This window comes from Stenotrophomonas sp. YJH_SMC_91 (assembly GCF_059368495.1).
Genome location: NZ_JCAFRT010000002.1, coordinates 326,871 through 352,731, shown reverse-complemented (window position 1 = coordinate 352,731; position 25,861 = coordinate 326,871). Strand labels below are relative to the sequence as shown.

27 protein-coding genes are annotated in these 25,861 nt (G+C 67.1%); 14 read left to right on the top strand and 13 right to left on the bottom strand.

Annotated elements, in window-relative coordinates; genetic code table 11:
- Positions 1 to 8: 8 nt before the first annotated feature.
- Complete coding sequence (locus AC5P5X_RS05255) at positions 9 to 992, bottom strand: hypothetical protein (protein ID WP_099490508.1); 984 nt, start codon at positions 990 to 992, stop codon at positions 9 to 11.
- 138 nt (positions 993 to 1,130) lie between these two features.
- On the opposite strand from AC5P5X_RS05255, the gene AC5P5X_RS05250 reads away from it, so the two are divergent.
- Both AC5P5X_RS05250 and AC5P5X_RS05245 read left to right on the top strand, forming a co-directional pair.
- Complete coding sequence (locus tag AC5P5X_RS05250; protein ID WP_111189479.1) at positions 1,131 to 2,096, top strand: DUF2268 domain-containing putative Zn-dependent protease; 966 nt, start codon at positions 1,131 to 1,133, stop codon at positions 2,094 to 2,096.
- A 49-nt stretch (positions 2,097 to 2,145) separates the two neighbouring features.
- Positions 2,146 to 2,934, top strand: coding sequence for an SGNH/GDSL hydrolase family protein (locus tag AC5P5X_RS05245; protein ID WP_111189480.1), 789 nt, complete (start codon positions 2,146 to 2,148; stop codon positions 2,932 to 2,934).
- Here AC5P5X_RS05245 and AC5P5X_RS05240 read toward each other — a convergent pair.
- Positions 2,909 to 3,793: a LysR family transcriptional regulator gene (locus tag AC5P5X_RS05240; RefSeq protein WP_005413886.1), complete on the bottom strand. Its 885-nt coding sequence runs from the start codon at positions 3,791 to 3,793 to the stop codon at positions 2,909 to 2,911. The genes AC5P5X_RS05245 and AC5P5X_RS05240 overlap by 26 nt on opposite strands.
- A gap of 104 nt (positions 3,794 to 3,897) precedes the next feature.
- Here AC5P5X_RS05240 and AC5P5X_RS05235 point away from each other — a divergent pair, with 104 nt between their 5' ends.
- On the top strand, positions 3,898 to 5,031 hold the full coding sequence (locus tag AC5P5X_RS05235; protein ID WP_099473756.1) for an agmatine deiminase family protein: 1,134 nt from the start codon (positions 3,898 to 3,900) through the stop codon (positions 5,029 to 5,031).
- Between the two features lie 6 nt (positions 5,032 to 5,037).
- Here the strand turns inward: AC5P5X_RS05235 and AC5P5X_RS05230 are convergent, their stop codons facing one another.
- Positions 5,038 to 5,583: a thioesterase family protein gene (locus AC5P5X_RS05230; RefSeq protein WP_005410204.1), complete on the bottom strand. Its 546-nt coding sequence runs from the start codon at positions 5,581 to 5,583 to the stop codon at positions 5,038 to 5,040.
- A gap of 69 nt (positions 5,584 to 5,652) precedes the next feature.
- Between AC5P5X_RS05230 and AC5P5X_RS05225 the strand changes: the two genes are divergently transcribed.
- Complete coding sequence (locus tag AC5P5X_RS05225) at positions 5,653 to 6,228, top strand: TetR/AcrR family transcriptional regulator (RefSeq protein WP_024957212.1); 576 nt, start codon at positions 5,653 to 5,655, stop codon at positions 6,226 to 6,228.
- 34 nt (positions 6,229 to 6,262) lie between these two features.
- On the opposite strand, the gene AC5P5X_RS05220 is transcribed toward AC5P5X_RS05225, so the two are convergent.
- A complete protein-coding gene (locus AC5P5X_RS05220; protein ID WP_225792049.1) occupies positions 6,263 to 6,574 on the bottom strand; it encodes a hypothetical protein in 312 nt (103 codons plus the stop codon).
- Between the two features lie 275 nt (positions 6,575 to 6,849).
- Between AC5P5X_RS05220 and AC5P5X_RS05215 the strand changes: the two genes are divergently transcribed.
- From AC5P5X_RS05215 to AC5P5X_RS05200, 4 genes are read left to right on the top strand one after another with little or no spacing between them, the layout of a single operon-like run.
- Entirely contained in the window at positions 6,850 to 7,002 is a 153-nt protein-coding gene (locus AC5P5X_RS05215) for a hypothetical protein (RefSeq protein ID WP_005410201.1), read from the top strand.
- 51 nt (positions 7,003 to 7,053) lie between these two features.
- Positions 7,054 to 7,899, top strand: coding sequence for an energy transducer TonB (locus AC5P5X_RS05210; RefSeq protein WP_111189481.1), 846 nt, complete (start codon positions 7,054 to 7,056; stop codon positions 7,897 to 7,899).
- Positions 7,899 to 8,771 carry a hypothetical protein gene (locus AC5P5X_RS05205; RefSeq protein ID WP_099523305.1) on the top strand — a complete coding sequence of 291 codons (873 nt, stop codon included), beginning with the start codon at positions 7,899 to 7,901 and terminating at the stop codon, positions 8,769 to 8,771. Before AC5P5X_RS05210 ends, AC5P5X_RS05205 begins: the two co-directional genes overlap by 1 nt.
- Before the next feature lie 13 nt (positions 8,772 to 8,784).
- Positions 8,785 to 9,303, top strand: a complete 519-nt coding sequence (locus AC5P5X_RS05200; RefSeq protein WP_111189482.1) for a hypothetical protein — start codon at positions 8,785 to 8,787, stop codon at positions 9,301 to 9,303.
- A gap of 46 nt (positions 9,304 to 9,349) precedes the next feature.
- On the opposite strand, the gene AC5P5X_RS05195 is transcribed toward AC5P5X_RS05200, so the two are convergent.
- The 6 genes from AC5P5X_RS05195 to hutI all read right to left on the bottom strand — a co-directional run bounded on the left by AC5P5X_RS05195 (position 9,350) and on the right by hutI (position 18,517).
- Positions 9,350 to 11,461: a TonB-dependent receptor family protein gene (locus tag AC5P5X_RS05195; protein WP_279703132.1), complete on the bottom strand. Its 2,112-nt coding sequence runs from the start codon at positions 11,459 to 11,461 to the stop codon at positions 9,350 to 9,352.
- A 193-nt stretch (positions 11,462 to 11,654) separates the two neighbouring features.
- Positions 11,655 to 13,091 carry a serine hydrolase domain-containing protein gene (locus tag AC5P5X_RS05190; protein WP_111189484.1) on the bottom strand — a complete coding sequence of 479 codons (1,437 nt, stop codon included), beginning with the start codon at positions 13,089 to 13,091 and terminating at the stop codon, positions 11,655 to 11,657.
- A 149-nt stretch (positions 13,092 to 13,240) separates the two neighbouring features.
- Complete coding sequence (gene hutU, locus AC5P5X_RS05185) at positions 13,241 to 14,908, bottom strand: urocanate hydratase (protein WP_043034618.1); 1,668 nt, start codon at positions 14,906 to 14,908, stop codon at positions 13,241 to 13,243.
- Complete coding sequence (hutG, locus tag AC5P5X_RS05180; RefSeq protein ID WP_012480727.1) at positions 14,905 to 15,759, bottom strand: N-formylglutamate deformylase; 855 nt, start codon at positions 15,757 to 15,759, stop codon at positions 14,905 to 14,907. The genes hutU and hutG overlap by 4 nt, the downstream gene beginning before the upstream one ends.
- Positions 15,756 to 17,297 (bottom strand): histidine ammonia-lyase, encoded by a 1,542-nt coding sequence (gene hutH, locus AC5P5X_RS05175; RefSeq protein WP_012480726.1) that lies wholly within the window; start codon positions 17,295 to 17,297, stop codon positions 15,756 to 15,758. Before hutH ends, hutG begins: the two co-directional genes overlap by 4 nt.
- Positions 17,294 to 18,517, bottom strand: coding sequence for an imidazolonepropionase (hutI, locus tag AC5P5X_RS05170; protein ID WP_044571424.1), 1,224 nt, complete (start codon positions 18,515 to 18,517; stop codon positions 17,294 to 17,296). Before hutI ends, hutH begins: the two co-directional genes overlap by 4 nt.
- Positions 18,518 to 18,584: 67 nt before the next feature.
- On the opposite strand from hutI, the gene AC5P5X_RS05165 reads away from it, so the two are divergent.
- From AC5P5X_RS05165 to AC5P5X_RS05150, 4 genes are all read left to right on the top strand, one after another.
- A complete protein-coding gene (locus AC5P5X_RS05165; RefSeq protein WP_099523297.1) occupies positions 18,585 to 19,955 on the top strand; it encodes a formimidoylglutamate deiminase in 1,371 nt (456 codons plus the stop codon).
- A gap of 28 nt (positions 19,956 to 19,983) precedes the next feature.
- Positions 19,984 to 20,712: a histidine utilization transcriptional repressor HutC gene (hutC, locus tag AC5P5X_RS05160; RefSeq protein ID WP_043034622.1), complete on the top strand. Its 729-nt coding sequence runs from the start codon at positions 19,984 to 19,986 to the stop codon at positions 20,710 to 20,712.
- Positions 20,713 to 20,806: 94 nt separating this feature from the next.
- The gene (locus AC5P5X_RS05155) at positions 20,807 to 20,983 is read left to right on the top strand and encodes a type II toxin-antitoxin system HicA family toxin (protein WP_227860257.1); all 177 of its coding nucleotides are present in this window, start codon (positions 20,807 to 20,809) and stop codon (positions 20,981 to 20,983) included.
- Positions 20,984 to 20,996: 13 nt separating this feature from the next.
- Positions 20,997 to 21,389 (top strand): type II toxin-antitoxin system HicB family antitoxin, encoded by a 393-nt coding sequence (locus AC5P5X_RS05150; protein ID WP_495215915.1) that lies wholly within the window; start codon positions 20,997 to 20,999, stop codon positions 21,387 to 21,389.
- 146 nt (positions 21,390 to 21,535) lie between these two features.
- Here AC5P5X_RS05150 and AC5P5X_RS05145 read toward each other — a convergent pair whose 3' ends face one another.
- The 3 genes from AC5P5X_RS05145 to AC5P5X_RS05135 all read right to left on the bottom strand — a co-directional run bounded on the left by AC5P5X_RS05145 (position 21,536) and on the right by AC5P5X_RS05135 (position 23,631).
- Positions 21,536 to 22,546, bottom strand: coding sequence for a restriction endonuclease (locus AC5P5X_RS05145; RefSeq protein ID WP_227860256.1), 1,011 nt, complete (start codon positions 22,544 to 22,546; stop codon positions 21,536 to 21,538).
- 237 nt (positions 22,547 to 22,783) lie between these two features.
- Positions 22,784 to 23,275 carry a phasin family protein gene (locus AC5P5X_RS05140; RefSeq protein WP_012480721.1) on the bottom strand — a complete coding sequence of 164 codons (492 nt, stop codon included), beginning with the start codon at positions 23,273 to 23,275 and terminating at the stop codon, positions 22,784 to 22,786.
- An 80-nt stretch (positions 23,276 to 23,355) separates the two neighbouring features.
- Positions 23,356 to 23,631 (bottom strand): polyhydroxyalkanoic acid system family protein, encoded by a 276-nt coding sequence (locus AC5P5X_RS05135; RefSeq protein WP_005410185.1) that lies wholly within the window; start codon positions 23,629 to 23,631, stop codon positions 23,356 to 23,358.
- 125 nt (positions 23,632 to 23,756) lie between these two features.
- On the opposite strand from AC5P5X_RS05135, the gene AC5P5X_RS05130 reads away from it, so the two are divergent.
- Complete coding sequence (locus AC5P5X_RS05130) at positions 23,757 to 24,563, top strand: FHA domain-containing protein (protein WP_005410184.1); 807 nt, start codon at positions 23,757 to 23,759, stop codon at positions 24,561 to 24,563.
- A gap of 194 nt (positions 24,564 to 24,757) precedes the next feature.
- On the top strand, positions 24,758 to 25,843 hold the full coding sequence (gene serC / locus AC5P5X_RS05125; protein WP_043034625.1) for a 3-phosphoserine/phosphohydroxythreonine transaminase: 1,086 nt from the start codon (positions 24,758 to 24,760) through the stop codon (positions 25,841 to 25,843).
- The last annotated feature ends 18 nt before the right edge of the window (positions 25,844 to 25,861 follow it).

Sequence of the window (25,861 nt, the reverse complement as noted above, 5' to 3'; positions counted from 1 at the left end):
ACCCGAGCTCACGCCAGCGGCAGGCGGTCCTGCGCACGCGCCAACCGGTCATGCAGTTCGCGCACGTGCTCGGCCTTGGCATGGATGCGCGTGGTATCACCGAAACTGCGCAGGTAGGCGCACGCGGCGAAGCCGGCACTCTTCTTTTCGTACTCGGCAATCCAGGCCAGGCGATCCGGGTTGTTGGCCTGCTCGGCTGACCACGCGGCCACCGGCGGACGGATGCGGTACCTCAGGCCAACGCGCCACGGCTTTGGTGTCAGGCGCGCACGGAAGCAGTGCTGCAGCCGGCACATGCGCGCGTACAGGGTGTCGGCGCCCAGCGTTCTGAAGAACGCCTGAAGCTGCTCGTCTTCGGGCAGGAACGTGGCGTGCATGGCCAGCACGCGCAATCCAGCCGGCGTGCGGTACGTACGCAGATGCCAGTCCGGATGCTGTTCGCTGAAGGCCGCGACCCGCTGCAGGGCTACGCCTTCGGCGCCACCGGCCGCGGCCAGGCGCCGCTTGCGCTGCATCAGCATCGCCGTGTTGACCAGCAGCACCGCTGCCACCCCCAGCACCAGTCCCACCAGCCAGTGCCAGAGCAGAGTGCCGATGACGGCGCCAGCGAACAGCAGCACTGCGGCGATGATTGCAGGCATCACGCAACCGGCAGGTGGCTGCGCATGATCTATGTCGGCGAACAGCACGTCCGGGGTGTTCAGGCACAGCGCACCGTAGCTGTTGCGTGTAATGATGACATCGCCGTCGCGCTGCACGATCTGCTCGCGGATCGGCACGCCCTCCACGCCGTAGTTGCTGCGCACTTCGCGTCGCGGAAGCGCCTGCCCGGCGAGGATGGCATTGAGGGCTTCGTTGGCGCGGCGATCGGCGTGCACCTGCGCCTCGGCAGGGCCTTCGTCGGACCAGCCGAAGCGGCGCACGACCACCGGCCGGCCACGGAAACGGGCCTGCAGGCGGGCTTCGGCCCAGTACGCGGGAACGATCATCATCGTGCGGTGCTCCATCTTCCATGGCAGGTGCCGAAGCGAGTCTGGCACAGCGCCGGTGCGCCCGCATCCGCCTGCTGCAGTGGGCCGGGCGGAGTGATAGATTGCGCGCTTCGCATGCACTCCACCAAGGACGGAGCGATGTTCATGATCCTGCGCGGCCTGTTGGCCCTGGCCTGTGCCGGGGCGGTAGGCGTGGCCACCGCAGCGGTACCGGCAGGGCCGCAGATCCTCACCGAGGATGTCAGCCGTTTCTATGCACTTTATGACAGCGCTGGCGGCAAGCCCAGCGTTGCGCAGCTGCGTGGATACCTGGCCGAGGGGTCGGCCGGCCTGGCCGAACTGGCCAAGGCGCGCCGGGTCACTCCCGAAGGCATTGCCGAGTCCATCGCCAGCCAGCCCGAGCTGTATGCACAGGGACGAAACTGCCTGGCCGAACTGCCCGCGGTGAAGCAACGCCTGACGCAGGTGTTTTCCAACCTGCAGGCGATCTACCCGCAGACCCGGTTCCCGCCGGTGACCATCGCGGTGGGCCGCGGCCGGCCGGTCGGGCTGACCTCAAAAAGCGGTGTGATCATTGGTCTGGAAGCGCTGTGCGCGGCCGACTTCATGAGTGCCAATGTGCAGGATCGCTTCGTGCATGTGATCGCACACGAATACGTGCACATCCAGCAGACCGGCCTGATCGACTTCGAGCCGGGTGACCCGCGTGCCACGGTGCTGCGTGTGTCGTTGGGCGAAGGCATCGCCGAATTCATCACCGAGCTGATTTCCGGCAACGTCGGCAATGGGCGTCACGCGGCCTGGACCCGTGGCCGGGAAGTGCATATCGAAAGCGCGTTCGCGCTGGATCTGGACAGCACCGATCTGTCGCCGTGGCTGTACAACTACAAGCCGGGCTCGCAGGAACCCTACGACCTGGGGTACTGGGTGGGTTACCGCATCGCCAAGGCCTATTACCTGCAGGCCAAGGACAAGCGTGATGCGGTCCGTGCGCTGATCCAGCAGGACAACCCGAAGACGATCCTGGCCGCCAGCGGCTGGACGCCGGGCATGTGGATGCCGGCGAAAGTCACGGGTGTGGCGGCGCGTACGGCTGCACGCTGAGCACGGGGCAGGGCGTTAGACTGCGGAAGTTGATTTCAGGAGTACCCGCATGCGTGGACCTGTTGAGCTTGCCGCTGCAACCGTCGTGACGTTGGGCCTCGCGTTGGCTTCTCCGCCGGGTGCCGCCGAAGCCGTCGCAGTCAATCCGCTGCTGCAGACGCCCATCGACCAGTTGCGCCCCGACGAGGTTCGTTTCATGCAGCAGCGCCTGGCCGATTTTCCGGAGCTGCAGCGCTATCGTGATGCCAACGCGCAACTGCCTGCGGCCGTGCCGGGCCAGCCGCGCGTGGTGTTCTTCGGCGACTCGATCACCGAAGGCTGGGGTGCGGAAGGCAGCGCTGGATTCTTTCCCGGCAAGGGCTGGCTCAACCGTGGCATCAGTGGCCAGACCACGGCGCAGATGCTGGTGCGCTTCCCGCAGGACGTGCTGGCACTGAAGCCACAGGTTGTGGTGATCCTGGCCGGCACCAACGACATTGCCGGCAACACCGGCTCGTCCACGCAGGCGATGATCGAGGACAACCTGCACGCGATGGTGGACCTGGCGCGTGCACATGGCATCGCCGTGGTGCTGGCATCGGTGCTGCCGGTCAGCGATTACCCGTGGCTGCCGGGAACAGCGCCAGCGCCGAAGGTGCGTGCATTGAACACGGCATTGAAGCGCTATGCCGATGCGCAGCAGCTGGTCTATCTGGACTACTACACGCCGATGGCCAATGCCGCCGGAGGACTCGATCCGCAGCTGGCCGAGGATGGCGTGCATCCCACGGCGAAGGGCTATGCGGTGATGGCGCCGTTGGCCGAGGCGGCGGTCAAGCGCGCGCTGCAGCAGAAGTAGCTTCTGCGGGCAGACTCGCCAGCAACCACTCACAGAAACTGATCACCAGCGGATCGGCCGCGCTGTCCTCATGCACCAGCCAGCTCCAGCGCGGGCCGCGCACGCGTGCCTCATCCAGCGGCTGCAGCAGCCCCTGATCGCAGGCGCGGGCCGCCAGCAGCTCGCTGACCAGGGCGATACCCAGCCCTTGGCAGGCAGCATCCAGCAGCTGCCCGGGTTCGGAGAAGTTCATGCCTTCGCGGCGCTGGCCGACATCGGCGCCGCCCTGTACCTGCCACTGGCTCCAGTCCATTTCGCGCTCGCCATGCAGGGTGAGGCGTTCGTGCACCGGCGTGGCGAGCAGGGCCGGATGGCAGGCCGGAAAGAGGCGATCCTGCAGCAGCACGCGATGCTGGCACTGCGCCTGTGAGTCGAGGTCATCGCGTACCGCCACGTCCAGCGTCTGCGTGGTCATATCCGGTGCCTCCTCGCTGGTCAGCAGCCACAGGTCGGCGTCGGGATGCAGGCGGTGGAAGCTGGCCAGGCGCGGCACCAGCCAATGCCGGGCAAAGGCTGGACTGGTGTTGACGATCAGTTGATTCGGCTTGCGGTACTGATCGAGCCGGCGGATGCCGCTGGCCAGCTGCCGCAGCAGGGACTGGGTGGTTTCCAGCAGGTCGATGCCGGCGTCGGTGAGGGTGACGCTGCGGCCCTGCCGGAAGAACAACGGCTGCTGCAGCGAGGCTTCCAGGCCCCGGATCTGCTGGCTGATGGCCGACTGGGTCAGATGCAGTTCCTCGGCCGCCCTGTGGAAACTACCCAGGCGGGCGGCGGCCTCGAAACCACGCAGCGCGTTCAGCGGTGGCCAATGCTTCAGCATTTCAGATAAGTAAAACTGTTCAATTGGTGGCTGAATCTATCGTTTGTGCTTATCGATACGCAAGCGCAGCATAGGTCCATCCCACACCGGCCCTGGAGCCCGTCATGAGCAGCCGTCGTCACTTCCTCACCCAGCTGGCGGGCGCCGCTGGCCTTGGCGGCCTGGCCGCCCTCGGCCTGGCGGGGCTGCCCGCGCGCGTATCCGCAGCGGGGCCAGCAGCGGGCGTCTGGCGCATGCCGGACGAGCACGGCCCGCAGGAGCGCGTTTTCCTGGCCTTCGCCGCGCAGCCTCGGGTCTGGGGCGCGCAGGCCGATGCGGTGAACACCGCTGTGGCCCGGCTGGCCCGCACCATCGCCCGCCACCAGCCGGTCAGCGTGCTGTGCCGCCCGGCGCAGCGGAAGCTGGCGCAGGATCGCTGCGGCCGCGACAACATCGAGTTCCTCGAGGTGCCGCTGGATGACATCTGGGTGCGCGACTACGGCGGTTGTTTCGTCACCGATGGCAAGGGCGGGCTGGGCCTGGTTGATTTCAACTTCAACGGCTGGGGCGGCAAGCAGAGCGCACGGAACGATGGTGCGGTGGCGCCGTGGCTGGCGCAGGTGACCGGTGCCACGCTGCTGGAAAGCGATCTGGTGGGCGAGGGTGGCGGCATCGAAGTCGATGGCCATGGCACGGCCATCCTCACCGAAAGCTGCTGGGTGAACCGCAATCGCAATCCCGGCTGGTCGCGCGCGGATATCGAGGCCGAGCTGATGCACCACCTCGGCCTGCGCAAGGTGATCTGGCTGCCCGGCATCGCCGGCGAGGACATCACTGACGCACACGTGGATTTCTATGCGCGCTTCGTGCGTCCGGGCGTGGTGATCGCCAATCTGGACGACGATCCGGAGTCCTACGACTACGATCTGACCCGCGAGCACCTGGAGATTCTGCGCGGCGCCACCGATGCCGATGGCCGTCGTCTGCAGGTGCACACGCTGCCGCCGCCGCTGGACGGGCGCGACAACGTGCATACCCGCGACAACGATGATCTGGCGATGGGCTACATCAACTACCTGCCGATCAACGGCGCGGTGGTCGCGCCGCAGTTCGGTGACGACGCAGCCGATGGCTACTGCCGTGAACTACTGGAAGACATGTATCCCGGTCGTGTGATCGAACAGGTGGACATCGATGCGATCGCCGGTGGCGGTGGCGGCATCCATTGCTTGACCAAGAACATGCCGAAGGTAGGCTGAGGTGCCTCAGGCGTCGTCCTGCTTCAACGCCGCATCGGCCGCCAGCAGCGCCTCGGCGGCTGCACTGAGCGGCGGCGACGGCGGGGCAACCACACCGATCGCTTCCATCATCTTCGGCATGCCCAGGAACTGGCGCGCGCGACGGTCGTAGATGCCGGTGACCAGCAGCGCACGGGTGGCGATCTTCTGCTCGGGCCCGATCAGCACGCGCTGCTCCATGATGCCGCGCGAGCCGATCCAGCCGACCAGGCGTGTTTCCAGGGTGAAGCGCTGGAACGGCTTCAGTTCACGGCGGAACTGGATGGTGCCAGCGCCGACGATCGGTGCCCACTTCTCGCGCAGCGCCACCCGGCCCAGGCCCATCCGCAGTATCAGGTCCAGCCGGCCCAGATCGAAGATGTTCCAGTAGCGGCCGTTGGTCATGTGCAGGTTGCTGTCCAGGTCGTTGGGCAGTACCCGGAACTGCAGCCGCGAGACCCCGAACGGCGCCTCCAGCTTCGGCCGGAACAGGCTGCACAGCAGCAGGTGGAGCAGGCGGAACCAGAGATTCATGGTTATGACGACTGTTATAGAATCGCCGATACGCTAATTTATGACGACTGTCCTGGCAAGGAGCCTGCCGTGAGCCCGCGCCCCTCTGATGCGCCACAACGCGTGATTGATGCTGCGGCACAGATGCTGGCGCGCGTGGGTCTCAATGCCACCAGCATCCGTGAGGTGACCAAGCTGGCCGAGGCGCCGCTGGGTTCCACCTATCACCACTTTCCCGGCGGCAAGCAGGAGCTGCTGGCGCGCGCCACCCACATGGCTGGTGACAAGGTGGAGGCGCTCCTCGTTGAGTTGTTGAAGGGCGGGGCCGTGCAGGGCCTGCAGCAGTTCCTGGCGATGTGGCGCGAGCGCCTGCTGCGGTCCGGGTTCCGCGCGGGTTGTCCGGTGCTGGCCGTTGCCGTCGAAGAGCCGGTCGAGGCGGTTACCAGCCAACCGCGCGTGGCCGCCGCAGAGGTGTTCGTGCGCTGGCAGGGGCATCTGGCCGCAGCCTTCATTGCCGACGGCCACGAACCTGCGGCGGCGGATGGACTGGCCAGCCTGGTGATCGCCAGCGTGGAAGGCGCCGTGGCGATGTGCCGCGCACTGCAGGACATCGCTCCGTTTGATCGGGTAGCAGCGCAGTTGCTGAAGGCGGCCGCGCCTCCTTGATCCGGCTATACGTGTGCGGAAGACGCGCAGCAGGTCATCGGAAGATCATCAGGTAGCCCCAGCCGAGCACGATGGGCAGGAAGGCAGCGATGGCCGACGCGCCAAGCCAACGCAGGTAGCTGCGGGAGGCGGGGCATCCCTGCCGCTTGAGGGCCCAGGCATGCGTCGGGAGCACCAGCAACGCCTGCACCGCAAAGGTGGCCACGGCGGCAAGCCATGCCACCAGGACGCCGAGGCAGCCATCGCTGAAGCAGCGGCTACCAAACCACGAACCCCAACCGGCGAGGCCGATCATTGGAACGAACATCACGAGCGCGGTGGCGCGGGTGAACTGGGAGGCGTGCATGCCGTGGCGCATAGCTCTTCTGGTGGAAAATCATAATCCAGCCGCCGGCGCGCGGGTACAAGGCCGGCGCCAGTGCGGCCTGTGGGTGATGGACCCACGGCCCCATCGCGCTAGAATCCGTCCACCACCGCCTACGCGTGCCCGGCAAGGATGTCCGCATGCAGTATCAGGTTTCTGAGGTCCCTGGCCGCAATGCCACGCGCCCGCTGGCGGCGGCATGAAGAACTCGCGCCATTTTTCAATCAGTGCATTGAAGTTGCCCAGGAGCCGCGGCAGTGAAGTCGTGCGTGCGGCTGGCCGCGCACGCGGTGGCCATGATCGTCGCGTTGACCGGCGCCACCGTTTTCCATGCCTCGGGTCTGCAGTGGGCGGCCGCTGTCGATGCAATGCCGCTGCGCTACCCGATGGCGGTAGTGCTGGCCGGGTAGTACTGCAATTCCGGGCGATTTCCTCTGTGCTTCACTTTTTCCAGGATCTTCATGCGACAGCGCATTGCAAGGAAACGCGTCCTGGCCACAACGGTCGTTCTATTGATGGTTGCAGTCGTAGCGCTGATGGTCAGCGTGCGCCCGCAGTGGCGGCGGGAAGTCGGCCCGCCTCCGATCAATCTGGGAACGGCACGGATGCAGGCCGAAGTGATGGCAGAGCTCATCGACCTGCGACCGACACCGCCAGGAAAGCCGCCGGTTCCACCGATTCCAATGAGAGGAGTCTCCTCCCCGATGCTGGCCGGTAACAGTGGGTTCGCGACCGCAGCGGTGCGGTTGGAAGACGTCGCGCCAGCACACTTCGAGCCGCGCGGCTGGGAGCCCGACATTCCATTCGCTGTGATGGAATGGACTGCGCCTTCCTGCGGTGAAGGATATCCCGCCCCGGTCTGCCAGGTTCGTCACAGCGTCGTCGAGTGGCGCGATGATGACAGTGCGGCGTCCTTTCAACTGCAGCAGCATCTGGAGTCGATGCTGCAGGTTGCGAACCGCCGGGCTTCACGGGTACCCGGTCTCGCGTTCGAGCTTGCACACGTGCGGGCGCAACGGATGACGTGGGACGAGCTTCAGCAACGGCGCGCGCGCGGTATCGAGGGATGCACGGGTGGCCCGGGCAATCCGGATCTGGGCGTTGTCTATCTGCAGCGTCCTGTGTTCAGCCTGGATGGGAACTGGGCAATGGCATCGGTCGCCTCGGATCTGTGCAGTGGAGGAACGGCGATGCGTGTCCTCTACCTTCTGCATCGCAGGAAGGGCGGCTGGGAGCGTGTTCGAGTGGAGCCTGTCCGCCATATGAGCTTTGGACAGGGCCTGTGGCCCGCGTTGCCGGAGTCGTGATGATAGATACCTCGTTCAAGCCACACCGTGACTGCCAACAACGGATCGCCTGGCGACGCATTGCATCGCTGGCGGCGGCGCTGTCGGCCTTGGCGCTCATGGCCGGGATCTGCAGCCTGCGCCCGAGGTGGCAGCAGGAGATCGGTCGGCTACCGATCAACCTGGGAACAGCGCAGATGCAGGCGGAGGCGATGGCGCTGGCGATCCGGCAGAGCCCCCCATTCCCCCCTCCACCCCCGCCAGTGCCGCAGCCAACGCCAGTTCTGCCATCGTCGCTGAGCGAGGTGCCCAGCGCACCGCAGACACCGTCCACGCGCGTTGATCAATGGCGCCCGCAGGAACAGCCGCAGTTGACCGACCCGGTGGGGGAGGACATCTACGTGATGGAGCAGACCTTGCCCTATTGCTGGCCGGGCAGCAGTGCCTCCATCTGCCAGGAGGTGGACGACCTGGTCCTGCCGCTGGACGACCGGTGGCCGCCGGACATCCATGCGCTGCGGTTGCAGCTGCAGGCGGACCTGGTTCCCGTCAATCGCCGGTCCACGCCAGTGCCTGCGGCCGCATTGGCCGGTGCGCAGCGGATGGACGGCGCGGGGCTTCGAGCGCTGCGGGAGCAAGGGTGCGGGGCAACGGTGCATGGGCCGACTCGGACATACGACCACGTCGCCTATCTGACCCGGCCTGTTTTCAGCGTCGATGGGCAGTGGGCTATGATTGCGGTCGCCTGGGATTCGTGTTCCGACGATTTCGTCTACCGGGAGCTTGTCGTGCTGCATCGGGAACAAGAACGCTGGATGGCCGAACCCCCGGAACGGGGTCTGGGCGGCGTATGGGACGGCCGCATACTGCGGCCCTGGACGTACAACCACTGACGAGGAAGAGCGCATGGATGTCGCTGCACGCAGGAACAGGACGTTGTTTCGTTGGATCATGGTGACGCTGCTGGCAGTATTGATGCCGTTTGCGGCACTGGCGCAGCCCGCAGCCGGGGAGGCCGATGGCGCCGAAGCCGCCACTGCCGCGGAAGAGGCGCGATGCCGCGCCTGCACCTACGAGCGTATCGGGCACAAGGTCGATATCGGGCTGGTTGCACTGGTGTCGCTGCTGGTGGTGGGCCTGCTGGTAGCGGCGTCCCGCGAGTGGGGCACCACCTCGCAGCGCTGGACCTGCCGCACGCTGGCTCTGTTGCTGGTGGGTGTCGGTGTGGCATTGCTGTGGTGGGCTGGCAGCGTCGTCTACCTGGGCTACAACCCGTGGCAGGAAATGGCCGCCCCTGTCGATGGTTCGCTTACCTCGACACTGCTCAATACCTCACCGAAGTGGCTGGCGGCGCTGGCGTTGATTGGTTTCGCACCTTCCATCTGGAAGCGCAGCAAGCGCCTGCCGGCCTGGCGTATCGGCTGATCCTGGAACGACGGCGCCGGATCACACCCGGCGCCGCCTGCGGTCATCAGTCAAAGCGCCAGCGCACGCCCGCATAGACGCCACGCCCATCGCCCGGGGTCGAGCGCGCGACATCCTTGCCGGCGTCGTCGTAGCCCGGCGTGACCGTGGCGGCGTAGTGGCGGTTGCCGAGGTTGCGCATCTCCGCCCAGGCCTGCCAGCGGCCACCGGGTGCGTCGTAGCCGATGCGGCTGCCGAAGATCACATGGCTGTCAGCCCAGTAGCTGTTGGCGTAGTCGACGGCGATGCGCGAGGCGTATTCGGTATTGAGCGCGGCGTACAGGCCGGATGCATGATCGAAGCGCAGCTCGGCCTGGTAGGCGTGGCGCGGCAGGCCGGGCAGGCGGTTGCTGCCGAAACGCGCGTCGTGGCGATAGCGGAAATCGCTGAAGGTATACGCCTGGCGCAGCGACAGGCGGCCCGGTGCAGCCTGCCACAGCGTGCTGTCCAATCCGGCCTCGATGCCGCGGTGAACGGTGGGGCTGGCGTTGTTCTCGGCGATGAACAGGTTCGGCACCGGTTGCAGTTCGACGCTCAGCAGTTCGTGGTTCACGTGTGCGTAGTAGCCGGTCAGTTCCCAGCGGCCCAGCGCCGCGTCACCGCGCGCGCCCAGTTCCAGCGTGGTGGCGGTCTGGTTCTGCATCGGCACCGGCGCGCGCTGGCGGTCGCTGGACGGGCCATTGCCTGGACCGAAGTACTGGTTCGAGCCCCAGATCATCGACCAGGGGTGCGGCGCCTCCACCGAGCGGCTGAGGTTGCCGAACCACTGGGTCTGGGCGCTGTGCTGCCAGGTGAAGCCCAGTCGCGGCGCATAGTCCCAGTCGTGGTCGCGCAGGCGGCCACCGCTGCTTGGCCAGGTCACCTGCACATCGCGGCGGGTTTTGATCAGCGCCAGCCCGGTCTGCATGCGCAGGCGGTCATTGAAGGTGAGGGTATTGCTGACGTGCAGCGTGCTGTCGGTGCCGTGGTGCCGGAAGTCACGCGTGCGCGTACCCGCGGCATAGCCGTTGCTGGCAAAGCGCAGCGACTCGCGCACATCGGCGTCCAGATCGTGGGTGACGCGCAGGCCGACCGTGGTCTCGCTGTCCAGGCCGAACAGCCGGTGGCGGCGGCGGTAGTCCAGCGTGGCGTTGAGGTTGGCGTAGTCCAGCTGCTGCCGGTACAGGCTCTCGTTCAAGTCCATCGGGTACTTGTGATAGACCAGCCCGGCCTGGAACGAGGAGTCCTCATCGATCTGCAGCGTGGTGACGTTGCCCACCCAGGTGCTGCCCGGCTGCGGGCGACGCGCATCGATGGCCAGGTTGGCCGCATTCGCGGCACGCGGATCGTTGCGGATCTGATCGCGGGTCAGGCGGCCGGGCGTTTCATGATTGGTTTCGCGATAGCGCACAAAGAAGCGCGTCTGCAGGTCGGGCGTGATCTGCCATCCCACATTCGCCATCGCACCCTTGCCGTCGCCGCGCGCATGACGCTGGTAACCGTCGAATTCGGTATCGGTGTAGGCCAGGAAGTAGTCGACATCACCACTGACGCCGCCCCAGCTGATGCCGCGCTTCTGGTAGCCACGGCTGCCGGCTTCGTAGTGCAGCTGCACGCCCGCCGAATCACGACCGCTGCGGCTGACGTAGTCGATGGCACCGCCCAGCGCCAGCGCCCCGCGCTCGAAGCCGTTGGCGCCGCGCAGGACTTCCACGCGCGACAGCCACAGCGGTTCCAGCAGCTCGTAGGGCGTGCCGCCCGGGCCGGTCAGTGGCAGGCCGTCGATCGACACCGCAATACCCGAGGCGTGCGCGCCCGGACCCCGGTTGATGCCCGAGCCACGGATCGAGATCTTGGTGCCCTCATTACCCGGCGACTGCGCGCTGATACCCGGCTGGTAGGCCAGCACATCGGCGCTGGTGGACAGTCGGCTGTCGGCCTTGGCCATGTCGATCAGGTTGCTGGCGCCGGGCACGCGCTTCAGCGCCTCGCGCGCCTGCGCGCTGGCATCGGCGGCAGCGGTGACCTGTACGGCATCCAGCGTGGTGGCCTGTGGGGCGGCAGCGGCGGTGGAAGAGAGGCCGAGGGAAACGGCCAGGAACAGCAGCGAGGGGGTGGGGCGGTACGACGAGAGCGACATGCGGGAATGCTGTAAACCACCAAAGTGGCGCGCAAGTTAACAGGTCGGCGGCGTCACGTCACCCATCGCTCGCGTATGGCCGCCCGCAACATCCATGTAGAGCCGAGTCCATGCTCGGCTATCGCGCGCAGCGCGGGTCTCCTGAGATCGCAACGAAGAGCAGCCGAGCATGGGCTCGGCTCTGCAGCAGGGTTTAGGGCGAGGGCTTCGCCAGCGCCTTGGCCTTCGCGTACAGCGCCTTGGCAATCTCTGCATCGCCCAATGCCGCATGGAACTCGGCCAGGCTGTCCCACGCGTTGGCCGAATCCGGATACAGCTCGGCGTTGAGCGCGAACACTTTCAGTGCCTTGCTGGCACCCAGACTCTCGCGGATGGCATAGCCATCGGCATTGATCGCACGTTCCAGTTCATCGGTGGGAACGCCATTGCTGACGCGCAGCCAGCTACGCATTCGCGGTTTCGCATCGGTGCTGTCATCCACCGCATAGGCGATCAGCCGCTCGGACAGCACAGCGTGCGGAAACTCCCCGGGCGCAACCACCGCCATCGTGCTCTCCACCAGCGTGCTGGACCAGACATTGCGGGCGCTGCCGTTGGTCAGGTACACGAACACCCAGTAGCCGCTGGCCAGCGTGCCCTTGTAGGCCAATCGCGCACGTACACGGGTGCCACCATCGTGGCCGACCTGGGTGTAGCCGTTGCTTCGGGTGGTGTCCCAACCGGTGGAGAAGAAATTGCTGCCGCCACCGACCAGCTTCTGCGGCTGCCAGAGCTTTTCCAGGGTCGCCGTGCGCACCAGCTTGCCGGTGGCCAGTGCCTGCAGGAAGCGGTTCATGTCGCCCACGGTGGTCTGCAGGTCGGCATGGCCCCAGCCGTAGTCCGGCCAAGGGTCTTCATTGGCCGGCTGCAGTTGGCCGTCCTTGCCGATGTACGGCACCGCCGCGCGCCGGGCCGGCACGCTGGCACCGCCCCACGAGGTGCTGGCCATCTTCAATGGCTGCAGGATGCGTTCGCGCGCGATGGCCGGGTAGGGCTTGCGGTAGTGCGCTTGCAGCAACGCCGTCAGCACCAGGTAGTTGGCCTGGGTGTACTGCACGCGGCTGCCGGTGGCGAACTGCATCGGTGTCGCGCCGGCTACCTTCAGTGCAGCGCCAAGGACAGGGGCTACACCAGGGTAGCCCTTGCTGACCCAACGGTTGTCGACACGATCGTAGTACTCGCCGATACCCGAGCTGTGGTTGAGGAAATCGCGCACGTGGATTGCCTGCCATGCTGCAGGCAGGTCCGGCACATAGCGGCTGGCCGGTGCATCCAGATCCACCTTGCCCTGGTCGACCAATTGCATCACCAGCGTGCTGGTCAGCAGCTTGGCCATCGACTGGGCGGCGAAGATCGTATCGACAGTGGCAGGCGCATGGGCAGCGGGATCACGTTCACCGCTGGCGCCCTGGTACAGCACCTGGCCGTTGTGGGCGACCAGTACCGCCTGGCCGGCGATGCCGTAGCGCTCGCGGTTGGTCTGCAGCTGGGTGCTGAGCTGCTTGGAAAGATCGCCGGCAGTTTCAAGCGCCGAAACGGGTGGGATCGCAAACAGCGTGCAGAGCAATGCAACGGCCAGGGTGCGGTACATCGCGGTGATCCATCAGCGGTGATGGCGCATGTTGGTCACGTCGGAAGAGCGGGTCAAGGGCACCGATTCCCGCATCAGGGAGAGCCGGCCAGCGGCCGGCACTACCATACGTTTCCGGTAGTGCCGGCCGCTGGCCGGCACCCCTGCGATCAGCCGAGGATGCCCGGCAGATCCAGCCCCTTTTCCTTCGCGCAGTCGATCGCGATGTCATACCCCGCATCGGCATGGCGCATCACGCCGGTGGCCGGGTCGTTCCACAGCACGCGGCCAATCCGCTTGGCCGCTGCCTCGGTGCCGTCGCAGACGATCACCATGCCGGCGTGCTGCGAGAAGCCCATGCCGACGCCACCACCGTGATGCAGCGACACCCAGGTCGCGCCGCTGGCGGTGTTGAGCAGGGCGTTCAGCAGCGGCCAGTCGGACACCGCATCGGAGCCGTCGGCCATCGCTTCGGTTTCGCGGTTCGGCGAGGCGACGCTGCCACTGTCCAGGTGGTCGCGACCGATCACCACCGGCGCCTTCAGTTCGCCGTTGGCGACCATCTCGTTGAACGCCAGGCCGAGTCGATCGCGATCACCCAGGCCGACCCAGCAGATGCGCGCCGGCAGGCCCTGGAACTTGATCTTCTCGGCCGCCATGTCCAGCCAGCGGTGCAGGTGCGGGTTGTCCGGAATCAGTTCCTTCACCTTGGCATCGGTCTTGGCGATGTCTTCCGGGTCGCCGCTCAGTGCGGCCCAGCGGAACGGGCCGATGCCGCGGCAGAACAACGGGCGGATGTAGGCCGGCACGAAACCCGGGAAATCGAAGGCATTGGCCACGCCTTCTTCCAGCGCCATCTGCCGCAGGTTGTTGCCGTAATCCACGGTGGGCACGCCCAGCGCATGGAAGCCGAGCATGGCGCGGATGTGGTTGGCCATCGATGCACGCGCGGCCTTCTCCACTTCCTTGGGGGCGGAAGCGCGCTTCTCATCCCACTGTTCGACCGTCCAGCCCTGCGGCAGGTAGCCGTTCACCGGGTCGTGCGCGGAGGTCTGGTCGGTCAGCAGGTCCGGCTTCACGCCGCGCTTGAGCAGTTCGGCCAGCACATCGGCAACGTTGCCGAGCAGGCCCACCGACTTCGGCGTACCGGCCTTGCACGATTCATCGATCAGGCGCAGCGCTTCGTCCAGATTGTCGGTCCAGGTGTCGAGGTAGCCGGTGCGCAGGCGCATGTCGATGCTGCTCTTGCGGCACTCGACGGCCAGGCAGGAGGCACCGGCCATCACGGCAGCCAGCGGCTGTGCACCACCCATGCCGCCGAGGCCACCGGTGAACAGCCACTTCCCGGTCAGGTCGCCGCCGAAATGCTGGCGCCCCATTTCCACGAAGGTCTCGTAGGTGCCCTGCACGATGCCCTGCGCACCGATGTAGATCCAGCTGCCGGCGGTCATCTGGCCGTACATGGCCAGGCCCTTCTTATCCAGCTCGTTGAAGTGGTCCCAGTTGGCCCAGCGCGGCACCAGGTTGGAATTGGCGATCAGCACGCGCGGTGCATCGGCGTGGGTGCGGAACACGCCCACCGGCTTGCCCGATTGCACCAGCAGGGTCTGGTCATCGTCCAGGCGCTTGAGCGTTTCGACGATGGCGTCGAAGCTTTCCCAGTCGCGTGCGGCGCGGCCGATGCCGCCATACACCACCAGTTCCTGCGGGCGCTCGGCCACGTCCGGGTGCAGGTTGTTCATCAGCATGCGCAGCGGTGCTTCGGTCAGCCAGCTCTTGGCATTGAGCGTGGTGCCGGTCGGCGCGGCGATGGTGCGGGACGGGTCGTTGCGGGTCATGCGGCGCTCCGGTTCGTAGCGAATTCAAGGCAGGCGTTGAGCACCTGCGCCAGGGTGTGGCGCAGTGGTGCGGCGTGGTCGGGGTCGAGCGGGGTGGGCCAGCTGTGTTCGTCCACCTGGTCCGGCAGGGGTTCGTGCATGTAGCCGCGGCAGGCCAGTTCCATCTGCAGGCTGTGCACGCCGCCGGCGATGTTGCTGTAGTGGCGGGTGATCCAGCCGCCCTTGAAGCGGCCGTTGCGCACCTGGCTCATGCCGCTGATCTTCAGCAGGTTTTCCACCACGTCGCTCAGGGCGTTGTCGCAGGAGGTGTCCGGTGCGCCGGACGGACCGGCAGTCCCCAGGTTGAACTGCGGCAGTTCGCCCTCGAACAGGTGCGGGATATGCGAGCGGATCGAGTGCGCGTCGTACACCACCACGGTGCCGTGGCGTGCACGCAGGCGCGTGATCTGCGAAGCCAGCGCATCGTGGTAAGGCAGGAAATACGTGTCGCGACGACGGGCGATTTCTGCTTCGTCCGGTTCGCGCCCGGCGTGGTACAGCGGCTGGTTGTCGAAGGTGGTCAGCGGACACAGGCCGGTGGTGTTCTGGCCCGGGTACAGCGACACGCCGCTGGGATCGCGGTTGAGGTCGATCACCGAACGCGAGATCGCCGAGCGCACCGTGGTCGCGCCCATGCCGCGCACGAAGTCGTACAGCTCGTGCACCCACCAGTCGGCATCGCGGCGGGCCAGCCACGGCGAGTGGTAGTCGCCGATCAGGTCGTGCGGCAGCTCGCTGCCGGTATGCGGGAAGCTGACGATGAGGGGGGCATCGCCCTCGTGCACCGTCAACCATTCAGGAAGGGTCGTCATGCCTGCGGTTCCACAGTCGGCAACAGATCGCCCAGGCCCTGCGCCAGCGCGCCACTGCGCACAAGATTCGTGGCGGTCACCATGTCGGGGTGGAAATAGCGGTCTTCTTCCAGCGTCGGCACCTGCGCACGCAGGGTGGCGCGCACCGTTTCCAGCGCGGCGCTGGAGCGCAGCGGCGCATGGAAATCACAGCCCTGCGCGGCGGCCAGCAGCTCGATGCCGATCACGTTGGCGGCGTTCTCGGCCATCTGCATCAGCCGGCGCGCGCCATGCGCGGCCATCGACACATGGTCTTCCTGGTTGGCCGAGGTCGGAATCGAATCAACGCTGGCCGGGTAGGCGCGCTGCTTGTTTTCCGAGACCAGCGCGGCGGCGGTCACCTGCGGAATCATGAAGCCGGAATTCAGGCCCGGGCGCGGGGTCAGGAACGCCGGCAGGCCGGACAGGGCCGGGTCCACCAGCATCGCCAGGCGGCGCTCGCTGATCGAACCGATCTCGCACACCGCCATCGCCAGCATGTCGGCGGCGAAGGCCACCGGCTCGGCGTGGAAGTTGCCACCGGACAGCGCTTCGCCGGTGTCGGTGAACACCAGCGGATTGTCGGACACGCCGTTGGCTTCAATTTCCAGCGTGGTCGCGGCCTGGCGCAGGATGTCCAGCGCCGCGCCCATCACCTGCGGCTGGCAGCGCAGGCAGTACGGGTCCTGCACGCGCACGTCGTTGTCGCGATGCGACTCGCGGATGTCCGAGCCCTGCATCAGCGCGCGCAGGGTGGCGGCGGTGGCGATCTGCCCGCGCTGGCCGCGGATCGCGTGGATGCGCGGGTCGAAGGGCGTGTCGGAACCCTTGGCAGCTTCCACCGACAGCGCGCCGGTGACCAGTGCGGCCTGGAACACGGTCTCGATCTCGAACAGGCCCGCCAGCGCATAGGCGGTGGAGAACTGGGTGCCGTTGAGCAGCGCCAGGCCTTCCTTCGCGCCCAGTTCGATCGGCTGCAGGCCGGCACGTGCCAGTGCGTCGGCTGCCGGTAGGCGCTCGTCACCGATGAAGGCTTCGCCAACGCCCAGCATCACGCTGGCCAGGTGCGAGAGCGGCGCCAGATCGCCCGAGGCACCCACCGAACCCTGTGCGGGCACCACCGGCAGCACGCCCTTGACCAGCATCGCTTCCAGCAGTAGCAGGGTTTCCTCGCGAATGCCCGAAGCCCCCTGCGCCAGGCTGACCAGCTTCAGCGCCATCATCAGGCGCACCACGCTGGCCGGCATCGGCTCGCCCACGCCAGCGGCATGCGAGAGCACGATGTTCCGCTGCAGGGTGGCTAGATCTTCGCGCTCGATGCGCACGCTGGCCAGCTTGCCGAAGCCGGTATTGATGCCATACACCGGCGCGCCCTTGGCGACGATGGCGGCCACCGCCGCCGCACTGGCGCGCACCACCGGCAGCGCGGCCGGGTCCAGTGCAAGCGGCGCACCGCGATAGACCTGCCGCCACTGGGCGAGAGTGACACGGCCGGGGCGAAGAACCAGGGTGTTGCTCATGTGTTGCTCCAGGAGGCAGGCAGGTCGGGCTGTCCGCGCACCACGCGCGCGTGCAGCGGGTTGAATCCAATGCGATAGACCAGGTCGGCGGGGCCATCGATGTCCCAGATCGCCAGGTCGCAGTCCAGGCCCACGGCGAGGCGGCCGATGCGATCGCTGCGTCCGAGCGCGCGCGCCGCTTCACGGGTGAAGCCGGCGATGCACTCATCGACGGTCAGGCGGAACAGGGTGGCGCCCATGTTCATCGCCAGCAGCGGGCTGGTCAGCGGCGAAGTGCCCGGATTGCTGTCGGTGGCCAGCGCCAGCGGCACGCCGGCCGCACGCAGCGCAGCGATCGGCGGCAGGGTGGTATCGCGGGTGAAATAGAAGGCACCGGGCAACAGCACGGCGACGGTGCCGGCGGCGGCCATCGCGGCGATGCCGGCATCGTCCAGATGTTCGATATGGTCGGCCGAGAGGGCACCGAAGCTGGCGGCCAGTTCGGCGCCATGCTGGTTGCTCAGCTGCTCGGCATGAATCTTCACCGCCAGCCCGTTGGCGCGCGCCGCTTCGAAGACCTGCCGCGCCTGCGCCGGCGAGAAGGCGATGTTCTCGCAGAATACGTCCACCGCTTCGGCCAGGCCTTCGGCGGCGATGGCCGGAATCATCACGTTGCACACCTCGTCGGTGTATTCCTGCGCCTCGCGGCCTGGCGGAATCGCGTGTGCGCCGAGGAATGTGGTCACCACGTTGACCCGGCACTCCTCGCCCAGCGCACGCGCTACCTGCAGCTGCTTGCGTTCGTCGGGCAGGGTCAGGCCGTAGCCGGACTTGATCTCGATCGTGGTCACGCCTTCGGCACGCATCGCCAGCAGGCGCGGCCGGCTTTCGCTGGCCAGCTGTTCCGGGGTGGCAGCACGGGTGGCGCGCACGGTGGAGACGATGCCGCCGCCGGCACGGGCGATCTCGGCATAGCTGACGCCCTGCAGGCGCTGCTCGAATTCGTTGGCGCGGTTGCCGGCGTAGACCAGGTGGGTGTGGCAGTCGATCAGGCCGGGCGAGATCCAGCGGCCTTCGCCATCGATGCGGGTGGTCGGCTGCAGGTGGGCGTCGCTGCCGGCCGGGCCAACATGGACGATGCGGCCGCCAGCGCAGGCCAGTACGCCATCGCGGATGACACCCAGCCCCTCGCCATCGAGGGTCATCAGGTGGACGTTGGACCAGAGGGTATCGACGTGCATGGCATCCACAACGCGGCTGTGCTTATATGTCTATACAATATAGGCGTCCATTTCGGGTTGTCCAGCCATGTCCGATTCGCGTTCCCCGCTCTGTTTCCATGCCGCCCACGCCCTTCTGGCCGACGGCTGGGCCCGCGATGTCCGCCTGCAGGTGCAGGACGGCCGCATCACGGCGATCCACATGGGGCAGGGCGCCCAGCACGGCGACACCCGCGTCGACATCCTGGTGCCGGGCCTGCCCAACCTGCACAGCCACGCCTTCCAGCGCGGCATGGCTGGGCTGACCGAGATCGGCGGCGGCGACGGTGACAGCTTCTGGAGCTGGCGTGAGCTGATGTACCGCTTCCTGGCCCATCTGCGCCCGGACGCGGTGCAGGCCATCGCCGCGCAGGCCTACATGGAAATGCTGGAAAGCGGCTTCACCCGCGTCGGCGAATTCCATTACCTGCACCACGACGCCGATGGTCGCGCCTATGCCAACCGCGCTGAGATGAGTGCGCGGATTGCTGCCGCCGCCGATCAGACCGGTATCGGCCTGACCCTGCTGCCGGTGTTCTATGCGCATGCCGATTTCGGTGGCGCGCCGCCGAATCCGGCGCAGCGTCGCCTGATCCACGATGTGGATGGTTTCGCGCAGCTGCTGGACGCCGCCAAGCCGGCACTGGCCGCGCTGCCGGATGCGGTGCTCGGCATCGCGCCGCACAGCCTGCGTGCGGTAACCGGCGAGGAATTGAGTGCGTTGCTGCCGCTGACCGACGGCCCGGTGCACATCCATATCGCCGAGCAGGTGCGTGAAGTCGAGGCCTGCCTGGCCTGGAGCGGCCAGCGTCCGGTGCAGTGGCTCTACGACCATGCACCGGTGGATGCGCGCTGGTGCCTGGTGCACGCCACCCACATCACCGACGATGAGCGCGCCGCCATTGTGGCCAGCCAGGCAGTGGCCGGCCTGTGCCCGATCACCGAAGCCAATCTGGGCGACGGCCTGTTCCCGATGCAGGCGTTCGCGCGCGAGGGCGGGCGCTTCGGTGTCGGCTCCGATTCCAATGTGCTGATCGATGCGGCCGAAGAACTGCGCCTGCTCGAATACGGCCAGCGCCTGACCCTGCGCGGTCGCAACGTACTGGCCCCGGATGCCACCCGCAGCACCGGCCGCTTCCTGTTCGAAGGCGCACTGCACGGTGGTGCACAGGCGCTGGGCGTGGCCGCTGGCCTGCAGGTGGGCGCCAGTGCCGACCTGGTCGAACTGGATGCCGGGCACCCGGCGCTGCAGGCGCGACAGGATGACGCATGGCTTGACAGCTGGGTGTTCGCCGCACGTAATGGCGCGCTGCGATCGGTCTGGCGCCATGGCCGCCAATGCGTGGCCGAGGGCCGCCACCTGCAGCGCGAGGCGATCACCACCGCCTTTACCGCCGCCCTGCGTGGCGTGCTGGGCTGATCGCCTCCCGTTACCGAGACCCCATTACGTGAAGGCCAGCAAGTCCGCCACGCTCAACCAGCGTATCCGCAGCGATCTGGAAAGCCGCATCCTCAGCGGAGAATGGGCGCCGGGCTTTCGTATTCCGTACGAACACGAGCTGATGGAGCAGTACGGCTGCTCGCGGATGACGGTGAACAAGGTGCTGACCGCGTTGGCCGAGAGCGGCATGATCGAGCGTCGCCGCCGTGCCGGTTCGTTCGTCGCGCGGCAGCCCCCGCACCTGGAGCAGGTGGCGCTGGAGATTCCCGATATCGCGATGGAGGTTGGCTCGCGCGGCCACCAGTACGCCTATCGCCTGCTGCAGCGCGACCTGCGCCTTGCCGATGCCGGCAATGCCGGTGAAGTCGAGCTGGCCGGACAGGAAAACCTGCTGGCGATGCGCTGCCTGCACCTGGCCGATGGTCGCCCGCTGGCGCTGGAGCACCGCCTGATCAGCCCGGTGGGGGTGCCGGAGGTGTTGGAGGTCGACTTCAGCACTACCGCACCGGGCAGCTGGCTGCTGCAGAACGTGTCGTGGACCCGTGCCCAGCACCGCATCAGCGCCTGGGGGGCAGATACCGCCACCGCCAAGCTGCTGGAGGTGAAGCCCGGTACCGCCTGCCTGGTGATCGAGCGCTTGACCTGGCGTGGCGAACAGCCGATCACCCGCGTGCGCCAGGTGTTCCTCGGCGACGCCTGGGACCTGGTGGCGCGCTTCGCGCCGGGCGCGCGATAGGGATTCCATCCACGCATGGCGTGGATCTACTGGGCCGGAACGACTGTCGCCTTGGACTCTGTCGGGGCGTGTGTGCGATGTGTATCGTCCCTGCATGAAGAGCAGGGACCTCATCCGGGATCTGGAAGCGGCATGTTGGATCTGTCGTCGGATCCGCGGATCCCATCATGTATTCGTGCACCCGCAGCACCCTCACATCATCACCGTTCCTCAGCCAAGGAAGGATCTGGGGAAGGGCTGGTACAGGCGTTGCGGAAGCTCGCAGGACTGACGTAGAAGGGCCCATGCGATATCCAGTCTTGATCGAGGCAGGCGATGAGCGCACCGCGTGGGGTGTGGTCGTTCCAGATCTGCCGGGGTGCTTCTCGGCGGCCGACACGCTTGATGATGCGCTCAGCGCTGCCGAGCAAGCTGCACTCGCCTGGATTGATGCGGCCCTGGATGAGGGGCGCTCGATTCCGACACCTTCCGCGCCACAGAAGATCGCCGCCGAGGCATCCAAGGACATCCGTTGGATTCTTGCGTACATCTGCATTGATCCGGCTCTGCTGGACGATACCATCGAGCGGGTCAATATCAGCCTGCCACGCCGGATCCTGGCGAGGCTGGATGCGCAGGCCAGAGCGGCGGGTGAATCGCGCTCCAGTTACATCGCCCATCTCGCGGCATTGGGCTGAGCTGGCGCCATGTGGAGCCGAGCCGATGCTCGGCTGCTGTTCGCGTGTGGCTCAACTCTGCAAAGGCATCCACGCGTGGCGTGGATCTACCAAGGGGTCGCGCATCGGGGTTCAGTAAATCCACGCCACGCGTGGATGCGGCCCCATCAGTACGTGGCGCACTGCCGCCAGCGCACCGGCTCATCCACGCCGGGGCGGGCGTTGAGCTGGATGCGCACGTTGCGCAGGGCGGGGTAGTGCAGCACTTCCTCGCAGACCTGCGGCCAGACCTTTTCCAGCTCGCCCGTGCGGTTGATCGCCAGCGTCTGCCGGGTCAGCCAGACCCCGCTGGCGATACCGGGCTTGCCGGCCAAGGCGCGGGACAGATCGGCCTGGAAGCGCTCCAGCGTGGCGGCATCCGGGTTGGGGTTGCTGCGCGCGTCGGCTGAGGGCGCGGCCGGTGCAGGCGCAGCGGCCGGCGGCGTGGTGGCGGGGGCCGGTGCCGGTTCGGGCGCCGCTCCAACCGCAGGCGCAACCGGCGCGGGGGGGGCCGCCACCTCGGCAACAGGCGCGGTGTCCTGCACATGCAAGCCTTGCAGGCTCAATCCCACCAGCAGGCCCAGCGTGACCGCGCCGAGCGCGGCAATGGCGATCCGGCGCAGGGCTTCATGGCGGGCGCTGGCACGCACACGGGTTTCGATTTCCGCCGGCAGGTAGGGCTGCAGCAGCGGCCACAGGCGTGGACCGTCCAGCACCTCGACCGCCTGCTTCTCGGCAGCGCTGCGCCCGTCGCGTTCCATCCGGCCTTCGGTCAGCAGCACGCCGCCCTTGGCGCCGGCCAGGCGCGCAGCAGCCCCCAGCTCGTTCACTGCGGCGGTGCCGATACGGTAGGCAAGGCCATGCTTGCAGGACACCAGCCACTGGTTGGGGCCGTCGCTGAGCAGGAAGTCGCTGCTCGGCTCGCGGGATTCCTCCGCCGGATCATTCAGTTCACGCAGGCCGCGCTGTTCGCGCAGCATGCGCTTGACCAGTACCGAGAACTCGCGCCAGTGCATGCCGGCCAGCGCTTGCAGGCCGAGTTGCATCTCCTTCTGCCGCCGCTTGATCCACCACAGATAGACAACAGCCAGGGAACAGGTAAGCAGGGCCGACAGCAGGGCCAGGATCCAAGGGAGCATGCAGGAGGTGCGCGGAAGGGGCGAATGCGGAAGACGACAGTGTAAAGGTCGCACTATCCGGCTGGGTCAGGACGTTCCTGACAGGAAGCGTGATGGAACGCTCAGATCGGCATACGGCGAGCACGAAAAACCCGCCAATCCTGAAGCCGTGAGGGGAGGGAACAAACGGCAGCCGAAGCGATTGGCGGGTTGCTCGCGATTGTCAATCAAATTTTATTGCATTGCAACAATGGCCGGTCAGGGCACGCTGCCTGGCGACTGATGGCTGCCCGGGGCGGGAGCATCGGTGCCCGAGGCCGCACGGTTTTCCAGCTTGGCCAGCCGCGCGTGCAGGGCGTCGATACGGGCTTCCAGCGCGGTCACCTCGTCCGCAGTTGGGACATGCAGGCGCTTGAGCACGCCCTGCACCTGGTCATCGAAGGCCTTTTCGACCTTGTTCCAGGTGCCAGAGGCCTTCTCGCGGGCCTCATCCAGTGAGGATTCCACGTTGTCGCGCCAGCCCGGGCCCTGTTCGCCGTGGCGTTCACGGCGGCGGGCCTCCCAGGCTTCGCCTTCCTTCACCAGGCCGTCGAAGAAGCGGCTGCCTTCGGCCTGTGCACGGCCCAGGGCGCCCAGGCCGGCCAGCCAGACCTGCTGCGCCGAGTCACTCAGCTTGCGCGAGAAGCGCTCGGCCTGGTCACCGAACGAGGCGTCGTCGTTGCGGCGGTCATCGTTTTCGTACTGGTTCATCGCACTTCCCGTGGGAGTTGGGCCTGCCCCGAGAGTAGCGCGCACTGGCGTTGCACGGCCGTGACGGCCGCCGCCGGGGTTCAGCCCAGCTTTTCCTTCAGGACGCGCTGGATCTCGCCCTCGACCATGCCCTTCATCGCCGACAGCAGGAAGCCCAGCTTGGCGGTCACGCGCACGGCGCCCGGCTGCAGTTCGATCGCACCGTCCACGCCGCTGCCAGAGAAGTTCAGCACGTCGGCGGCCCAGGACGACTTCAGGCCGAAGCGCTCGGACAGCTTGGCGGCGACCTGTTCGATCGCGGCGCGTGCCTGTGCGTCGGGCAGGGCGTGGGCGTGGCGGACATCGATGGTGGACATGCAGGCTCCTGGCGCAGGGCGGGGATGATCAATGAGGGCGAGCATTGTGCGCATCGAGGGCCGTCGCGCCAAGCACTCATCGCAGGTTCTTCTTCGTTGGCGGCCAACCTGCTAGGCTGCGCCGCGTGCAGAACCTGCTTGTTCACTTCAGTCAACAACAACAGCCCGACCAGCCGCTGCGGCCCGGGGTGCAACGCATCGTGCGCCAGGCCAACGGCAGCGTGCGGCTCGGCGACGCCGGCCACGGCGCCCTGCTGCTGGCGCAGTTCTGCATGGACGATCGCGGCCTGTGGCTGCAGGTCGGCAACGGTATCCGTGGCATCCACGTGAATGGTCGGCCGGTGCGCCGCATGGCGCTGCTGCGTGCAGGCGATGCGGTCTATGTGGACGGCGTGGAGATGGTGCTGCAGGGCGAGGTCGAGAGCCTGCTGCAGGCACCCGCGCCGAAGAACGACGATGGCACCGATGAGCAGCAGCGCCTGCTGCGCGGTGTCGGCGGCCTGCATCATGGCCGCAGCTATACGCTGTCGCGGGCACGGTTGATCGGCCGCGGCAGCGACGCCGACATCGCCATCGACGATCCGGCCTTCGCCGAACAGCACGCCCGCGTGGAAGTGCACGGTGATCGTGTGCTGCTGCGCGACCTCGGCAGTGCCGACGGCACCCGGGTCAACGGCGTAGCCGTGCGCCACTGCTGGCTGCAGGCCGGCGACCAGGTGGTGTTCGATGGCCAGCATCGTTTCGTGCTGGAAGTGCCGCATGATCCACGTCGGCGGCCGTTGCCGGCCGAGGACGAGTCCGGCGAGGACGCGGAACAGGCGCCGGTGCTGCCTGTGACGCCGCGCAGAGTCCGGCGCTGGCCGTGGCTGCTGGCCAGCGCCTTGTTGCTGGCGGCAGTGCTCAGCCTGCTGCTCTGGTTCGGCGCGCGCTGACGGTCGCGCGGTGACGGTAGTGCCGGCCGCTGGCCGGCAACCGCCGCCCCGAATCCATGAGGTTGCCGGCCAGCGGCCGGCACTACCCGGTCGCGTCGCCAATGGATTCCAATGAAACCAAATTTCCCTTGCGCCACAAGGCCGCAAGGCTGGTGCACTGCGGCATACTAGGGGTCTTGCCCCACAGGTGTGACATGACGCGCGCGTTCAACTTCAGTGCCGGCCCTGCGACCTTGCCGGAATCGGTCCTGCGCCAGGCGCAGGCGGAAATGCTGGACTGGCACGGGTCCGGCGCTTCGATCGTGGAAATGAGCCATCGGGGCGCGGAATTCATGTCCGTGGCTGCCGAAGCCGAGGCCGACCTGCGTCGCCTGCTCGACATCCCCGACGACTATGCGGTGCTGTTCCTGTCCGGTGGCGCCACCACCCAGCAGGCGCTGATCCCGCTCAACTTCGCCGCCCCGGGCCAGCGTGCCGATTACGTGGTCAGTGGCCACTGGGGCAAGACGGCAGTCAAGCAGGCCGGTGTCTACGTCGACGTCAACATCGCCGCCAGCAGCGAGGCCCACGGCTACCGCGAACTGCCGGCGCGTGCCGACTGGCAGCTGTCGCGCGATGCCGCCTACGTGCACATCACCGCCAACGAGACCATCCACGGCGTCGAATTCCGTGATGTGCCCGATACCGGCAACGTCCCGCTGATCGCCGACTTCAGCTCGTCCATGGCCAGCGAGCCGCTGGACGTGCGCCGCTACGGTGTGATCTACGCCGGCGCGCAGAAGAACCTCGGGCCCGTCGGCATTGCGGTGATGATCATCCGCCGCGACCTGCTTGAGCGTGGTGGCCAGCCGCGCGCGGACATCTTCGATTACCGCTCGCACGTCGCGCGCGATTCGATGCTCAACACGCCGCCGACCTGGAACTGGTACCTGGCCGGCCTGGTGTTCAAGTGGATGCTGGCCGAAGGGGGCGTGACCGAGTTCGCCAAGCGCAACGCCGCCAAGGCCGCGCTGGTGTACGGCGCCATCGACGGCTCCGGCGGCTTCTACCGCAATGAGGTCGCACATGCGGCCCGTTCGCGCATGAACATTCCGTTCTTCCTGCCCGATGCCGAGCTTGACGCCCGCTTCGTCGCTGAAGCCAAGGCCGCTGGCCTGCTGGCGCTGAAGGGCCACAAGGTGGTCGGCGGCATCCGGGCTTCGCTGTACAACGCCATGCCGCTGGCCGGGGCCGAGGCGCTGGTCGCCTTCATGGCCGATTTCCAGCAGCGTCACGGCTGAGCAATGAACGGCGCGCAC

Excerpts from the sequence above, each read along its gene's own strand:
- AC5P5X_RS05255 (WP_099490508.1), bottom strand. The coding sequence starts at position 992 with ATGATGATCGTTCCCGCGTACTGGGCCGAAGCCCGCCTGCAGGCCCGT.
- AC5P5X_RS05250 (WP_111189479.1), top strand. The coding sequence starts at position 1,131 with ATGTTCATGATCCTGCGCGGCCTGTTGGCCCTGGCCTGTGCCGGGGCG.
- AC5P5X_RS05245 (WP_111189480.1), top strand. The coding sequence starts at position 2,146 with ATGCGTGGACCTGTTGAGCTTGCCGCTGCAACCGTCGTGACGTTGGGC.
- AC5P5X_RS05240 (WP_005413886.1), bottom strand. The coding sequence starts at position 3,793 with ATGCTGAAGCATTGGCCACCGCTGAACGCGCTGCGTGGTTTCGAGGCC.
- AC5P5X_RS05235 (WP_099473756.1), top strand. The coding sequence starts at position 3,898 with ATGAGCAGCCGTCGTCACTTCCTCACCCAGCTGGCGGGCGCCGCTGGC.
- AC5P5X_RS05230 (WP_005410204.1), bottom strand. The coding sequence starts at position 5,583 with ATGAATCTCTGGTTCCGCCTGCTCCACCTGCTGCTGTGCAGCCTGTTC.
- AC5P5X_RS05220 (WP_225792049.1), bottom strand. The coding sequence starts at position 6,574 with ATGCACGCCTCCCAGTTCACCCGCGCCACCGCGCTCGTGATGTTCGTT.
- AC5P5X_RS05210 (WP_111189481.1), top strand. The coding sequence starts at position 7,054 with ATGCGACAGCGCATTGCAAGGAAACGCGTCCTGGCCACAACGGTCGTT.
- AC5P5X_RS05205 (WP_099523305.1), top strand. The coding sequence starts at position 7,899 with ATGATAGATACCTCGTTCAAGCCACACCGTGACTGCCAACAACGGATC.
- AC5P5X_RS05200 (WP_111189482.1), top strand. The coding sequence starts at position 8,785 with ATGGATGTCGCTGCACGCAGGAACAGGACGTTGTTTCGTTGGATCATG.
- AC5P5X_RS05195 (WP_279703132.1), bottom strand. The coding sequence starts at position 11,461 with ATGTCGCTCTCGTCGTACCGCCCCACCCCCTCGCTGCTGTTCCTGGCC.
- AC5P5X_RS05190 (WP_111189484.1), bottom strand. The coding sequence starts at position 13,091 with ATGTACCGCACCCTGGCCGTTGCATTGCTCTGCACGCTGTTTGCGATC.
- hutU (WP_043034618.1), bottom strand. The coding sequence starts at position 14,908 with ATGACCCGCAACGACCCGTCCCGCACCATCGCCGCGCCGACCGGCACC.
- hutG (WP_012480727.1), bottom strand. The coding sequence starts at position 15,759 with ATGACGACCCTTCCTGAATGGTTGACGGTGCACGAGGGCGATGCCCCC.
- hutH (WP_012480726.1), bottom strand. The coding sequence starts at position 17,297 with ATGAGCAACACCCTGGTTCTTCGCCCCGGCCGTGTCACTCTCGCCCAG.
- hutI (WP_044571424.1), bottom strand. The coding sequence starts at position 18,517 with ATGCACGTCGATACCCTCTGGTCCAACGTCCACCTGATGACCCTCGAT.
- AC5P5X_RS05165 (WP_099523297.1), top strand. The coding sequence starts at position 18,585 with ATGTCCGATTCGCGTTCCCCGCTCTGTTTCCATGCCGCCCACGCCCTT.
- AC5P5X_RS05155 (WP_227860257.1), top strand. The coding sequence starts at position 20,807 with ATGAAGAGCAGGGACCTCATCCGGGATCTGGAAGCGGCATGTTGGATC.
- AC5P5X_RS05150 (WP_495215915.1), top strand. The coding sequence starts at position 20,997 with ATGCGATATCCAGTCTTGATCGAGGCAGGCGATGAGCGCACCGCGTGG.
- AC5P5X_RS05145 (WP_227860256.1), bottom strand. The coding sequence starts at position 22,546 with ATGCTCCCTTGGATCCTGGCCCTGCTGTCGGCCCTGCTTACCTGTTCC.
- AC5P5X_RS05140 (WP_012480721.1), bottom strand. The coding sequence starts at position 23,275 with ATGAACCAGTACGAAAACGATGACCGCCGCAACGACGACGCCTCGTTC.
- AC5P5X_RS05135 (WP_005410185.1), bottom strand. The coding sequence starts at position 23,631 with ATGTCCACCATCGATGTCCGCCACGCCCACGCCCTGCCCGACGCACAG.
- serC (WP_043034625.1), top strand. The coding sequence starts at position 24,758 with ATGACGCGCGCGTTCAACTTCAGTGCCGGCCCTGCGACCTTGCCGGAA.